Here is a 13,348-nt window from a genome sequence, read left to right on the forward strand (position 1 = left end):
TTGTCTGAGCGACAGAGTTTTACTCCGGCTTTGCGGCCGTTAGCGGAAAGAGCCGCCAGAATTCGCGGTGAAGGCGCTACAACTCAGGGTGATGCTCCACGCTGCCCGCGCGCTGTGTAAAGAAAAGCGCACTGTGTCCGCCCCAAAAAAACGGCTCCCGCAGGAGCCGTTGATTTACGCATCAGAAATCGTAGCGCAGGCGCACCAGATTAACGTTGCCCAGTGATTTATCGGTACTGGAGGTGATCACGTACTCGTAGTCGACGCGGAAACCGTAGTCGAGCTGCGCGCTGACGCCCACGCCGTTATCGATACGCTTGTAGTTACGTCCGTTGACGAACTCCAGGCGATCGCCCATGAAGTAAGGCTGGATGCTCTTCACAGCATACTGGCCGATCGGGAATTTATAACCGGCGAAGTATTCAACGCCCCACGCATCATCCGCGAAGTAGTTGTTAACGGTGTTGCGTTTGGTTGGCGAGAAGTTCTCATACCAGCCCGCACCGGCGGACAGCGTCCAGTTGTCCGGCGTCCAGCTCAGCGCGGTACCGTAGATATTCTGGTCGTAACGCTTGCTGTCGCCATTGCCCGGATTGCGGATATCCGCACGGGTGTAGTTCCACGCGGTGCCCCACGCCAGATCTTTGGTGATGTGATAGTTCACGCCCAGCGAACCGCCGCCCTTGCGCTTGTAGCGCAGGCCGTTGCCCGGCAGATAATCGTCATCTTCAAACAGATAAGCAGCATAGACATCCGCATCGCCAAAGGTGTTTTTATACTTCAGCATCTTGCGCGAGCGATAAGATCCGTCGTAGTCACCGTTGATGCCGTTGCCCGGTGCCTGGGCCAGCATATCGTAGTCCCAGATATCGGTTTTAGCGCCGACGACATCGTAATAAACGCTGTTCTGCTGGCCAAAATAGAGCTCGCCCAGCGATGCGCTTTTGAAACCGGTATACAGCTGGCGACGCGTGGTGTTGTGGGCACCGTCCGCATAGTGGTTATCCCAGCCCCACCATGCCGGGAAGTTAACGCCCAGCTCGTAGTAACCCACCCAGCTGACATCGTCAAACAGGTAGTAGTTGGCGCTGAAGCGGAAACGTGAACCGCCGTCGTAGCCGTTACGCTTATACGATTTATCGTTAACCCCGTTCTGATGCAGATACTGCGGACGAATACTGCCGCCCACTTTGAAATCAAGACGGCTAAGCGGATCGCCGGCCTGCGGATCCTGCTTCAGCAGGGTGATTTCCGCCTGACTGGCGAGAGGTGCAGCAACAAGTAACGCAGCCACTGCGCTGAGAGTGAAAGCACGCATTTTCATTTTTATATCCCGTAAAGGTGAGCGCTCTATGATTGAGCAGCGGAATAGTACGGTGCGCTTAGCGGAGAGGTATTTATAATTTTGTGCGGATACGCCTGAATGTAACTGGTTTCGCATCAACTGATAAAAATTATGTCAAATCAATAGATTTGTAACGTATAACCTTATGCAGCACAGGCAAAACAGGCAAAAAAAAACGGCCCGCGCGGGGCCGTTTAGTCACAGAGCAGGCGGTTTAGCCTTTAATCTGCGCGTGCATTTCCTGCACCGAAATCACTTTTTCAGTCGGATCCGCATTCAGCGCCATCGCGGTAGCAAAACCACCGTTCAGCGTGGTGTCGTAATGCACTTTGTACTGCAGTGCGCTGCGGCGAATCAGTTTCGAATCCTCAATCGCCTGGCGTCCTGCGGTGGTATTGACGATGTAGGTGTACTCACCGTTCTTCAGGCGATCCTGAATGTGCGGACGCCCTTCGTGCACCTTGTTCACCAGGCGCGGATTGATGCCGGCTTCACCCAGCACCACGGCGGTACCGTGCGTCGCATCCAGCTCGAAGCCAAATTTCTGCAGCTTCGCGGCCAGGTCAACAATACGTTTCTTGTCGCCTTCACGCACCGACAGCAACGCACGTCCCTGCTTCTTCATATTGCTCTGCGCGCCCAGCATAGCTTTGCTGAATGCTTCCGCGAAGGTGCGGCCCACGCCCATCACTTCACCGGTCGAACGCATTTCGGGACCAAGAATCGGGTCCACGCCCGGGAATTTGTTGAACGGCAGCACCACTTCTTTTACCGAGTAGTACGGCGGAATCACCTCTTCGGTCACGCCCTGTTCAGCCAGGGTTTTACCAGCCATCACGCGCGCAGCCACTTTCGCCAGCGGCACGCCGGTGGCTTTGGAGACAAACGGCACGGTACGCGCGGCACGTGGGTTCACCTCAATCAGGTAAACTTCGTTGTCCTTGACCGCAAACTGCACGTTCATCAGGCCACGTACGTTGAGTTCGAACGCCAGCTTTTCCACCTGCTGGCGCATCACGTTCTGAATCTCAGTGCTCAGGGTGTACGCTGGCAGCGAACAGGCTGAGTCACCGGAGTGCACGCCCGCCTGCTCGATGTGTTCCATGATGCCGCCAATCAGCACGCGTTCGCCGTCGCAAATCGCATCGACGTCCACTTCCACCGCGTCATCAAGGAAGCGATCCAGCAGCACTGGCGCATCGTTGGACACGGACACCGCAGTCTGGAAGTAGCGCTTAAGATCCACTTCGTCATAGACGATTTCCATCGCCCGGCCGCCCAGCACATAAGAAGGACGCACCACCAGCGGATAGCCAATCCCTGCGGCTTTCTCGACCGCCTGTTCCAGCGTCGCCACCGTGGCGTTAGCCGGCTGTTTCAGTTTCAGGCGATCCACCGCCTGCTGGAAACGCTCACGGTCTTCGGCGCGGTCAATGGCATCCGGGCTGGTACCAATCACCGGCACGCCAGCCGCTTCCAGCGCGCGCGCCAGCTTCAGCGGCGTCTGACCACCGTACTGCACGATAACGCCTTTTGGCTGCTCGATGCGCACGATCTCCAGCACGTCTTCCAGCGTTACCGGCTCGAAGTAGAGACGGTCTGAGGTGTCGTAATCGGTTGACACGGTTTCCGGGTTACAGTTGACCATAATGGTTTCGTAACCGTCTTCACGCAGCGCCAGCGCCGCATGCACGCAGCAGTAATCGAACTCAATGCCCTGGCCGATACGGTTTGGCCCGCCGCCCAGGATCATGATTTTGTCGCGATCCTGATTAGGATTGGCTTCGCACTCTTCTTCATAGGTGGAGTACATGTAGGCGGTGTCCGTGGCGAACTCTGCCGCACAGGTGTCCACGCGCTTGTAAACCGGATGCAGGTTGAACTGATGACGCAGCTTGCGGATTTCACTCTCCGCCACGCCCGCCAGCGTTGCCAGACGCACATCGGCAAAGCCTTTACGCTTCAGCGCACGCAGGAAATCCGCGCTCAGCGAGTTGACACCTTCGCGCGCCACCTGCTCTTCCAGGCGCACCAGTTCTTCAATCTGCACCAGGAACCAGCGGTCAACGTTGGTCAGGTTGAACACGCCGTCCACTGACATGCCGGCACGGAACGCATCAGCGATATACCAGATGCGGTCAGAGCCGGCATCTTTCAGCTCGCGGCGGATACGGGTCAGGGCTTCACCATCATCCAGATCCACTTTCGGGTCGAAGCCGCTGGCGCCCACTTCCAGACCGCGCAGCGCTTTCTGCATCGACTCCTGGAACGTGCGGCCAATCGCCATCACTTCACCGACTGATTTCATCTGCGTGGTCAGACGGTCATTGGCACCGGCAAACTTCTCGAAGTTGAAGCGGGGAATCTTGGTGACGACGTAGTCGATGGACGGCTCGAACGAGGCCGGCGTACGGCCACCGGTGATGTCGTTCATCAGTTCATCGAGGGTAAAGCCCACCGCCAGCTTGGCCGCGACTTTGGCAATCGGGAAGCCGGTCGCTTTCGAGGCCAGCGCTGAAGAACGCGACACGCGCGGGTTCATCTCAATGACGATCAGGCGGCCATCTTTCGGGTTCACCGAGAACTGGACGTTAGAACCGCCGGTTTCGACACCGATTTCACGCAGTACCGCCAGCGAGGCGTTACGCATGATTTGATACTCTTTGTCCGTCAGCGTTTGGGCTGGCGCCACGGTGATGGAGTCACCGGTGTGAATCCCCATGGCGTCAAAGTTTTCGATCGAGCAGACGATGATGCAGTTGTCGTTTTTATCACGCACTACTTCCATCTCGTACTCTTTCCAGCCAATCAGCGACTCATCAATCAGCAGCTCATTGGTTGGCGACAGATCGAGGCCGCGCTCGCAAATCTCTTCAAACTCTTCGCGGTTGTAAGCGATACCGCCACCGGTGCCGCCCATGGTAAACGACGGACGAATGATGCACGGGAAACCGACCTCTTCCGCTACTGCCAGCGCTTCTTCCATGGTGTGCGCGATACCGGAACGTGCGGTATCCAGGCCGATGCTCTTCATCGCTACGTCGAAGCGGCGACGGTCTTCGGCTTTATCAATCGCATCGGCGGTGGCACCAATCATGGTCACGCCAAACTCAGCCAGCACACCCTGGCGCTCCAGCTCCAGCGCACAGTTCAGCGCGGTCTGGCCACCCATGGTCGGCAGCACCGCATCCGGGCGCTCTTTTTCAATGATTTTACGCACCACTTCCCAGTGGATGGGCTCGATGTAGGTCGCATCCGCCATTTCCGGGTCGGTCATGATGGTGGCCGGGTTAGAGTTCACCAGAATGACGCGGTATCCCTCTTCACGCAGCGCTTTACACGCCTGCGCACCTGAATAGTCGAATTCACATGCCTGGCCAATCACAATCGGGCCAGCGCCAAGGATCAGGATAGATTTTATGTCAGTACGTTTTGGCATCGTGGGCTCCTGATTACTTCGCGTTAGAACGGTAAGCTTCGATCAGTTCGATAAAGTGATCGAACAGCGGCGCCGCATCGTGCGGGCCTGGGCTGGCTTCCGGATGTCCCTGGAAGCTGAACGCCGGTTTGTCGGTGCGGTGAATGCCCTGTACGGTCTGGTCAAACAGGGAAACATGGGTCACACGCAGGTTAGCCGGCAGGTTGGTTTCATCGACGGCAAAACCGTGGTTCTGCGCGGTGATCATCACGGTGTTGTTATCGAGATCTTTCACCGGATGGTTGCCACCGTGATGGCCAAGCTTCATCTTCACGGTTTTCGCACCGCTGGCCAGTGCCAGCAGCTGATGGCCAAGACAGATACCAAACACCGGAATGTCGGTTTTCAGGAAAGCCTGAATCGCGCTGATGGCGTAGTCGCACGGCTCCGGGTCGCCAGGGCCATTTGACAGGAAAATCCCGTCCGGATTCAGCGCCAGCACCTCATCTGCCGGCGTTTGCGCCGGGACAACCGTCAGGCGGCAGCCGCGATCCACCAGCATGCGCAGAATGTTGCGCTTGGCGCCGTAGTCATAAGCCACCACGTGGAACGGCAGCGCGTCAGCGCTTTGCTGCTCGGGCAGGCCGCCTTTTAGCGCCCAGCTCCCCTGCTGCCACGCATAGGTTTCCGCCGTGGTCACTTCTTTCGCCAGGTCCATGCCTTTCAGGCCCGGGAACGCCTGGGCTTTCTGCAGCGCCAGCGCCGCATCCGGACTGTCGCCGGCGATGATGCAGCCGTTCAGCGCCCCTTTCTCACGCAGCAGGCGCGTCAGTTTGCGCGTATCGATATCGGCGATACCGACAATATTGTTGCGCTGCAGATAGGCTGACAGGCTCTCTTCGCTGCGGAAGTTGCTGGTAATCAGCGGCAGATCGCGGATGACGAGTCCCTGAGCATGGATTTGACTGGATTCTTCATCAGCGGCATTGGCACCAACGTTGCCGATATGAGGATAAGTGAGGGTGACGATCTGGCGGGAATAGGAAGGATCAGTGAGGATTTCTTGATAACCGGTCATTGACGTATTGAAAACGACCTCCCCCACTGCCGATCCCGTTGCCCCGATGGCCCGACCGTGGAATTGGGTTCCGTCTTCCAGAACCAAGAGCGCTGACTTAATCAAAACATCCTCCAGGGAATAAACAGTCACAATATCTGCATATTAATTCAAAATGATGCGCTGAATCAATGCAAAAACCGCCTGACCGCTCGATTTTTGGCAAATTGCGCGCATTCTAATGATCGACCTGGTGATTGTCTACCCTGAGCGGTTATTTTTTTGTATATTTCGGGCTACTGAATGTTAAAAGTGAAGCAAGGCGACAAAATAGTGAGAGATCTCCGATAAATAATCGGTTGCCTGACGCAATTAATGGCAAAACACCGTCTGACTGCGTAAATTTTTGACCAAATGGTCAAAAAAAGCCACTCAACATGAAAAAACGTGCAGATAAATCACAAAAATAACCATCATAAACAAAAATGACACTCAGCTTTCCATTTTACAGACAAAATAAAGGGCAATGAAAACATTGCCCTGTTCAATCAATATCTTACCGATTGAAATAACCACATCACGATGGTTCACAACACTCACAACATCGATAAATCCAGCACATCACGCATATCATAAAGGCCGGATTTTTTATCTTTCAACCATGCGGCGGCTTTAACGGCCCCATTGGCGAAGGTCATGCGGCTGGAAGCCTTGTGCGTAATCTCTACGCGCTCGCCGATATCCGCAAACATCGCGGTGTGCTCACCGACAATATCGCCCGCGCGCACGGTGGCAAAGCCGATAGTTTGCGCCTTGCGCTCGCCGGTATGGCCTTCGCGCGCGTAAACCGCGTGCTCATCCAGCTTCCAGTGCATGGCGTCAGCAATCGCCTCTCCCATCGCCAGCGCCGTGCCTGATGGCGCATCCACTTTATGGCGGTGATGCGCTTCCACAATCTCGATATCCGCATAGTCGCCCATCACTTTTGCCGCCTGCTGTAACAGGTTAAGCACCAGATTGACGCCGACGCTGAAGTTCGCGGCAAACACGATGCCAATCTCTTCAGCCGCTTCACGGATGGCTGCCTTACCGGCTTCATCAAAACCGGTGGTGCCAATCACCATCGCTTTTTGATGCTGACGGCAGAACGCCAGATATTCCAGCGTGCCTTCCGGACGGGTGAAATCGATCAGCACATCGAAATCATTCACCACCTGCCGCAGATCGTCGGTCACCCGTACGCCGGTTTTGCCGATTCCCGCCAGTTCACCGGCATCCGCGCCCAGCAGCGAGGAACCGCTGCGCACCAGCGCCGCGCCTAACACCACGCCTTCCGCCTGCTGTGCGGCCTGAATCAGATTGCGTCCCATGCGACCCGGCGCACCAACAATAGCAATGCGGATTTCACTCATATTTATTCATTCCTGATACAAAACTATGCATGCAAAGCGTAAACAGGTTAACGGTCAGATAACAGTCACGCCACAATAATAACGGGATAATAAGAATTTTAGGCCAGCCGCGATAGATTATCAGTAAAAGCAATCCCGCCCGCTGGAAGTCACGGCTGAGGTGACAAAGGATAAAGAAAAGGCCGAACATTGTCGGCCTGTTTCTGTCAGCAAATTGAAGTGCTTACTGCACGTTGCGTACGTCGACGCGCAGCTCTTTCGGCACTTCAAACACGATATTCTCTTCACGGCCAATCAGCTCAATCGCCGCTTCGCCGCCCAGCTCACGCAGGCGCTGAATCACCTGCTGCACCAGAATATCCGGAGCCGAAGCGCCGGCGGTAACGCCGATACACTGCACGCCTTTGACCCACTCTTCCTGAATATCATCCGCAGAATCAATCAGCTTCGCCAGCTTGCCGGCACGCTGCGCCAGCTCCGCCAGACGATTCGAGTTGGAGGAGTTTTTCGAGCCGACCACCAGAACCACCTCCGCATCCTGCGCCAGCACGCGCACCGCTTCCTGGCGGTTGGTGGTGGCGTAGCAGATATCATCCTTACGCGGTCCAATGATTGCCGGGAAGCGCTGACGCAGCGCATCGATCACGTCCGAGGTATCATCCACCGACAGCGTGGTCTGCGTCATAAAGCACAGGTTGTTTTCATCTTTTACCTGCAGCTTAAACACATCCTCTGGCGACTCCACCAGATACATGCCGCCGTTCGGATTGCTGTACTGACCCATGGTGCCTTCCACTTCCGGATGGCCGGCGTGGCCGATGAGGATCGCTTCCACGCCTTTACGGCTGGCACGCGCCACTTCCATATGCACCTTGGTCACCAGCGGACAGGTGGCGTCAAACAGCATGGTGAGGCTGCGCGCTTTCGCTTCGGCCCGCACGGCCTGGGAAACGCCGTGTGCCGAGAAAATCAGGATGGCGTTGTCCGGAACTTCACTGATCTCTTCAATGAAGATCGCACCGCGCTCGCGCAGACTGCTGACCACGTAGCGGTTATGCACCACTTCATGGCGCACGTAAATTGGCGCGCCATACATCTCCAGCGCCCGCTCGACAATGCTGATAGCGCGGTCGACGCCTGCACAGAAACCGCGTGGGTTAGCTAACAGGATTTGCATCGCTGGCCTCCAGCACCGGATCGATCTCCAGCACTTCAATCTCAAATTTAATGCGCTGACCCGCCAGCGGATGGTTGAAATCGACGGTAATCGAGTCACCGGAAATTTCACGAATCACGCCCGGCATCTCGCTGCCGCCCATGCCGCTGAACAGCATGATGGCACCGACTTCCGGCTCGCCCGCGTCGATGAAATCACGGCGCGAGAAGTACTGGATCAGATCCGGGCTGGCAGCGCCAAAGGCGTCTTCCGGCTCCAGCGTAAAGGCGTGCTGATCGCCCACTTTACGCCCGACCAGCTCCTGCTCCAGCGCCGCCGACAGGCTGCCATCTCCCAGACGGAACAGCGCAGGCTTGCCGTTGGCGCGCGTGGATTCAGCCGTCGAGCCATCCTCCAGCTTCAGTGTAAAATGCACCAGCAGCGCGCTGTCGCGCTGAACGATGTCTGTCATCTGTTACCCTTATTTATTCGTGACCTGTTTGCCTTTCGGGCTCAGAAAGCCCTCCAGCACTACCAGCGCCGCACCGATGCAGATACCGCAGTCGGCAATGTTAAAGGTGGCGAAGTGCCAGTCACCGACATAGAAGTCGATAAAGTCGACCACAAAGCCGTGCCAGGCACGATCAAACAGGTTACCCAGCGCCCCGCCAATAATCAGCGCGTAGGCAATGTTGGTTAATTTATTGCTGGCGCGATTGCGATACATCATTACCAGCAGCGACACCACAATGGCGATGGCGATACCGGCAAAGAACCAGCGCTGCCAGCCGCCTTTGTCTGCCAGGAAGCTGAACGCCGCGCCATAGTTGTGCGCGTAGAACAGGTTCAGGAACGGCATCAGCGGCTGGGTTTCATGCAGCATCATGTTGTTCATGACCCACTGCTTGCTGGCAAAATCGACCACGATCACCACCAGCACCAGCCATACCCAGCGCAGTCCGGTTGAGCACAGTTTACTCATCAGGCAAATTTCCGCACTTCACCGTTTCCGGCTACATTGGTGTAGCAACGTCCACACACCGCAGCATGCTCCGGATTCTGGCCGACGTCAGTAGTGTAATGCCAGCAGCGCGGACATTTCTCGCCTTCTGCTTTGTGCAGCGCGATTTTCAGACCTTTTAACAGCTCGCTCTGCTGCGCTTCGTCGCTGGCCGTCACGTAATCCGCCACGGTCGCGCCCGAGGTCAGCAGCACGAAACGCAGCTCATCGCCCAGCGCCTGCAGCTTCGCCGCCAGTTCCGGATCGGCGTACAGCGTGACGGTGGCTTCGAGTGCACCGCCGATGCGCTTGTCGCTGCGCGCCTGCTCGATCACCTTATTCACTTCACCGCGCACTTTCAGCAGTTCTGCCCAGTAAGCATCATTCAGCGCTTCATCCTGCGCCAGACCAAACAGGCCCTGATACCACTCTTCGGTGAACACGTACTGTGGACGCTCGCCAGGCAGATAGCCCCAGATCTCATCCGCGGTGAACGACATGATCGGCGCCATCCAGCGCACCAGCGCTTCAGCGATATGCCACAGCGCGGTCTGGCAGCTGCGACGCGCCAGGCTGTCGCCCTTCGCGGTGTACTGACGATCTTTGATCACGTCGAGGTAGAACGAGCCCATCTCGATGGAGCAGAAGTGCATCAGACGCTGCACCACTTCGTGGAAATCGTAGTTCTCGTACGACTGCACGATGTCCTGCTGTGCCGCCAGCGCACGGCCTACGGCCCAGCGATCCACTACCACCATCTCTTCCGGGCTGACGTAGTCGGTCGCCGGGTTGAAGCCTGCAAGGTTGGCCAGCAGGAAGCGCGCAGTGTTACGGATACGGCGATAGCTGTCGGCGGCCCGTTTCAGGATTTCGTCGGATACGGCCATCTCACCGGAATAGTCGGTCGAGGCCACCCACAGACGCAGAATATCCGCGCCCAGCTTGTCCATCACATCCTGCGGTGCCACGGTGTTGCCGATTGATTTCGACATTTTGCGGCCCTGACCGTCGACGGTGAAGCCGTGGGTCAGTACCTGACGGTAAGGCGCTTTGCCTTTCATCGCCGTGGAGATCATCAGCGACGACATGAACCAGCCGCGATGCTGATCCGAGCCTTCCAGATACATATCCGGTGCGTGCCCGTCAAATTCCGGACGCGCATCCACCACCGAGAAGCTGGTCGATCCGGAGTCAAACCAGACGTCGAGGGTATCCGGCACTTTGACGTAGTGATCGGCGTCATCGCCCATCAGATCGCGCGGATCGAGATCCCACCACGCCTGAATACCGTCCTGCTCGACACGCTGCGCCACTTTCTCCATCAGCTCCAGCGTATCCGGGTGCAGCTGCTCGCTCTCTTTATGGACGAACAGCGCCATCGGCACGCCCCAGGTGCGCTGACGCGAGATGCACCAATCCGGACGGTTAGCGACCATCGCTTCGATACGCGCCTGGCCCCAGTCCGGGATCCACTGCACACCTTTGATCTCTTTCAGCGACTGCGCACGCAGGCCTTTCTGATCCATGCTGATAAACCACTGCGGCGTAGCCCGGAAGATGATTGGCGTTTTATGACGCCAGCAGTGCGGATAGCTGTGCAGCAGTTTTTCCACGTGCAGCAGCGCACCTTTCTCCTGCAGCAGCGCAACGATCATGTCGTTGGCTTTAAATACGTTAACGCCATCCAGGGTTGGATAGGTGCCCGGCAGATACGCGCCGTCCGGCCCGACCGGGTTAGCGGTTTCGATGCCGTATTTCTGGCCGATCACATAGTCATCCGGACCGTGGCCTGGCGCGGTGTGCACCGCACCGGTACCGGCGTCCAGCGTGACGTGCTCGCCCAGCACCACTTTCGACTGGATCTGCTCAAGGAACGGATGCTGGAACAGCTGCAGCTCCAGCGCGGCGCCTTTGCATTCGCCCAGCACCTGCCACTCGCTGATGCCTGCGCGTTTCAGTACCGATTCCACCAGATCTTTCGCGAGGATCAGGCTGCGGCCGGCAATCTGCACCAGCTGGTAGTCGAATTCCGGATGCAGCGAGATGGCGCGGTTTGCCGGCATGGTCCACGGCGTGGTGGTCCAGATAACCAGTGAAACCGGGCCTTCTGACGTTGCAACGCCAAACTTCGCGCGAACCGCATCGGCGTCCAGCGCGTTAAACATCACGTCGATAGAAGGTGAGGTTTTGTCGTAATACTCCACTTCCGCTTCCGCCAGCGCGGAACGGCAGTCCATGCACCAGTGCACCGGCTTAGCGCCTTTGTGCAGATGGCCATTACCAATGATCTTGCCCAGCGCGCGAATGATGTTGGCTTCGGTCTGGAAATTCATGGTCAGATAAGGACGATCCCAGTCGCCGAGCACGCCAAGGCGGATGAAGTCCTTCTTCTGGCCTTCAACCTGCTCCGCCGCGTAGTTGCGGCAGGCTGCGCGGAATTCAGCCGCGCTGACTTTCTCGCCTGGCTTGCCGATCATCTGCTCAACTTTGTGCTCAATCGGTAAGCCGTGGCAGTCCCAGCCGGGAACATACGGCGAGTCAAAGCCCGCCATGCCTTTCGACTTAACGATAATATCTTTCAGAATCTTGTTAACTGAGTGACCAATATGAATGCTGCCGTTCGCATACGGAGGGCCATCATGCAGGATAAAGGTTTTTTTCCCTTTTTTGGCTGCGCGGATGATGCCGTACAGGTTGTCATCATACCAACGTTGCAGCATTCCCGGTTCGCGTTTGGCCAGATCGCCACGCATCGGGAACCCCGTTTCCGGCAAATTCAGGGTAGATTTATAGTCACTCATCAGATTCTCGGTTCCGTATTTCGGTCATTAAACCGGTGTTTTTAGCCCAAAAAATTGGCGGGCCGTCACCACATCTTTCGCAATTTGTTCTTTCAGCGCGTCCAGCGAAGCGAAACGCTGTTCGTCGCGAATCTTCTGCTTCAGCACCACCTCAATGTGGCGCCCATAAAGATTCATATGTGTGTCGAGCAGGTGAACTTCAAGCTGCTGACGCAGACCTTTTACCGTCGGGCGCGTACCAATGTTTGCCACGCCGGGAATCGGCTGCTCGCCCAGCCCCAGCACTTCAACCGCAAAGACACCTTTTACCGGCGTCACGGTGCGACGAAGCGGGAGATTGGCGGTCGGGAAACCAATGGTGCGTCCCAGTGCATCACCGTGCACCACGCGGCCAGAAATACTGAACGGATGACCGAGCAGCTGCTGCGCCTGAGCAAAATCGTCCTGCGCCAGCGCCTGACGTACCGCCGTACTGCTGATACGTTTGCCGCCATCACAATAGGTCTGGGTGCTGATGACCTCAAAGCCATACTCCGCACCGGCTTTCTGTAATAACAGGAAATCCCCCTGGCGACCAGCGCCAAAGCGGAAATCATCCCCCACTGCGAGGAATTTCACATTGAGCTTGTCGACCAGCAGTTCGCTGATAAAGCTTTGTGCTGAGTGTGCCGCAAAACGGCGATCGAAGCGCACGCACACCACGGCATCAACGCCCGCCAGTGCGAGGTATTTGAGCTTTTCACGCAGACGCGTCAGGCGCGCCGGCGCTTTGTCGCCGGCAAACAGCTCCAGCGGCTGTGGCTCAAACAGCATCACCACCACCGGCAGGTTGCGTTTACGTCCTTCGGCAATTAACTCCGCCATCAGCGCCTGGTGGCCGCGATGCACGCCGTCAAAATTACCAATGGTCAGGACGCAGCCGCGATGCTGCTCTTTCAGATTGTAAATACCGCGGATAAACTTCATGGCTGACTCAAACCGGTGGAAATCGGCGGATTATACCCTTGAATAGCGTTCAGGTTAACCCGTCTGCGTGCCTTTCCTGCGCCTGATTCAGCGTCAGGCGCCCGCTGGCTGGCGGCTCCGGCCCCATCACAACAATTTTGTTGCGAAATACTGTATTCAGCGCGGTGTTGCTGGTAGAATCTTGCGCCATCAA

At 56.8% G+C, this 13,348-nt stretch carries 9 protein-coding genes; all 9 read right to left on the reverse strand.

The window, feature by feature from the left end:
- Positions 1 to 181: 181 nt before the first annotated feature.
- The 9 genes from AC6I8P_RS15450 to ribF all read right to left on the reverse strand — a co-directional run bounded on the left by AC6I8P_RS15450 (position 182) and on the right by ribF (position 13,155).
- Positions 182 to 1,324: a porin gene (locus tag AC6I8P_RS15450; RefSeq protein ID WP_058774843.1), complete on the reverse strand. Its 1,143-nt coding sequence runs from the start codon at positions 1,322 to 1,324 to the stop codon at positions 182 to 184.
- 235 nt (positions 1,325 to 1,559) lie between these two features.
- Positions 1,560 to 4,784 (reverse strand): carbamoyl-phosphate synthase large subunit, encoded by a 3,225-nt coding sequence (gene carB, locus AC6I8P_RS15455; protein ID WP_021507592.1) that lies wholly within the window; start codon positions 4,782 to 4,784, stop codon positions 1,560 to 1,562.
- Positions 4,785 to 4,797: 13 nt separating this feature from the next.
- Positions 4,798 to 5,946, reverse strand: a complete 1,149-nt coding sequence (carA, locus tag AC6I8P_RS15460) for a glutamine-hydrolyzing carbamoyl-phosphate synthase small subunit (RefSeq protein WP_031279710.1) — start codon at positions 5,944 to 5,946, stop codon at positions 4,798 to 4,800.
- A 470-nt stretch (positions 5,947 to 6,416) separates the two neighbouring features.
- Positions 6,417 to 7,232: a 4-hydroxy-tetrahydrodipicolinate reductase gene (gene dapB, locus AC6I8P_RS15465; protein ID WP_498027375.1), complete on the reverse strand. Its 816-nt coding sequence runs from the start codon at positions 7,230 to 7,232 to the stop codon at positions 6,417 to 6,419.
- Between the two features lie 223 nt (positions 7,233 to 7,455).
- Entirely contained in the window at positions 7,456 to 8,409 is a 954-nt protein-coding gene (gene ispH / locus AC6I8P_RS15470) for a 4-hydroxy-3-methylbut-2-enyl diphosphate reductase (RefSeq protein WP_021507596.1), read from the reverse strand.
- The gene (fkpB, locus tag AC6I8P_RS15475; protein WP_021507597.1) at positions 8,390 to 8,860 is read right to left on the reverse strand and encodes an FKBP-type peptidyl-prolyl cis-trans isomerase; all 471 of its coding nucleotides are present in this window, start codon (positions 8,858 to 8,860) and stop codon (positions 8,390 to 8,392) included. The genes ispH and fkpB overlap by 20 nt, the downstream gene beginning before the upstream one ends.
- Before the next feature lie 9 nt (positions 8,861 to 8,869).
- Positions 8,870 to 9,370 carry a signal peptidase II gene (gene lspA / locus AC6I8P_RS15480; RefSeq protein WP_021507598.1) on the reverse strand — a complete coding sequence of 167 codons (501 nt, stop codon included), beginning with the start codon at positions 9,368 to 9,370 and terminating at the stop codon, positions 8,870 to 8,872.
- Positions 9,370 to 12,189, reverse strand: coding sequence for an isoleucine--tRNA ligase (ileS, locus tag AC6I8P_RS15485; protein WP_481657847.1), 2,820 nt, complete (start codon positions 12,187 to 12,189; stop codon positions 9,370 to 9,372). The genes lspA and ileS overlap by 1 nt, the downstream gene beginning before the upstream one ends.
- A gap of 27 nt (positions 12,190 to 12,216) precedes the next feature.
- Positions 12,217 to 13,155, reverse strand: a complete 939-nt coding sequence (gene ribF, locus AC6I8P_RS15490) for a bifunctional riboflavin kinase/FAD synthetase (protein ID WP_058774845.1) — start codon at positions 13,153 to 13,155, stop codon at positions 12,217 to 12,219.
- Positions 13,156 to 13,348 lie beyond the last annotated feature (193 nt).

The sequence above is a fragment of the gamma proteobacterium symbiont of Lampromicra miyakona genome, from assembly GCF_059730895.1.

Excerpts from the sequence above, each read along its gene's own strand:
- AC6I8P_RS15450 (WP_058774843.1), bottom strand. The coding sequence starts at position 1,324 with ATGAAAATGCGTGCTTTCACTCTCAGCGCAGTGGCTGCGTTACTTGTT.
- carB (WP_021507592.1), bottom strand. The coding sequence starts at position 4,784 with ATGCCAAAACGTACTGACATAAAATCTATCCTGATCCTTGGCGCTGGC.
- dapB (WP_498027375.1), bottom strand. The coding sequence starts at position 7,232 with ATGAGTGAAATCCGCATTGCTATTGTTGGTGCGCCGGGTCGCATGGGA.
- ispH (WP_021507596.1), bottom strand. The coding sequence starts at position 8,409 with ATGCAAATCCTGTTAGCTAACCCACGCGGTTTCTGTGCAGGCGTCGAC.
- fkpB (WP_021507597.1), bottom strand. The coding sequence starts at position 8,860 with ATGACAGACATCGTTCAGCGCGACAGCGCGCTGCTGGTGCATTTTACA.
- lspA (WP_021507598.1), bottom strand. The coding sequence starts at position 9,370 with ATGAGTAAACTGTGCTCAACCGGACTGCGCTGGGTATGGCTGGTGCTG.
- ileS (WP_481657847.1), bottom strand. The coding sequence starts at position 12,189 with ATGAGTGACTATAAATCTACCCTGAATTTGCCGGAAACGGGGTTCCCG.
- ribF (WP_058774845.1), bottom strand. The coding sequence starts at position 13,155 with ATGAAGTTTATCCGCGGTATTTACAATCTGAAAGAGCAGCATCGCGGC.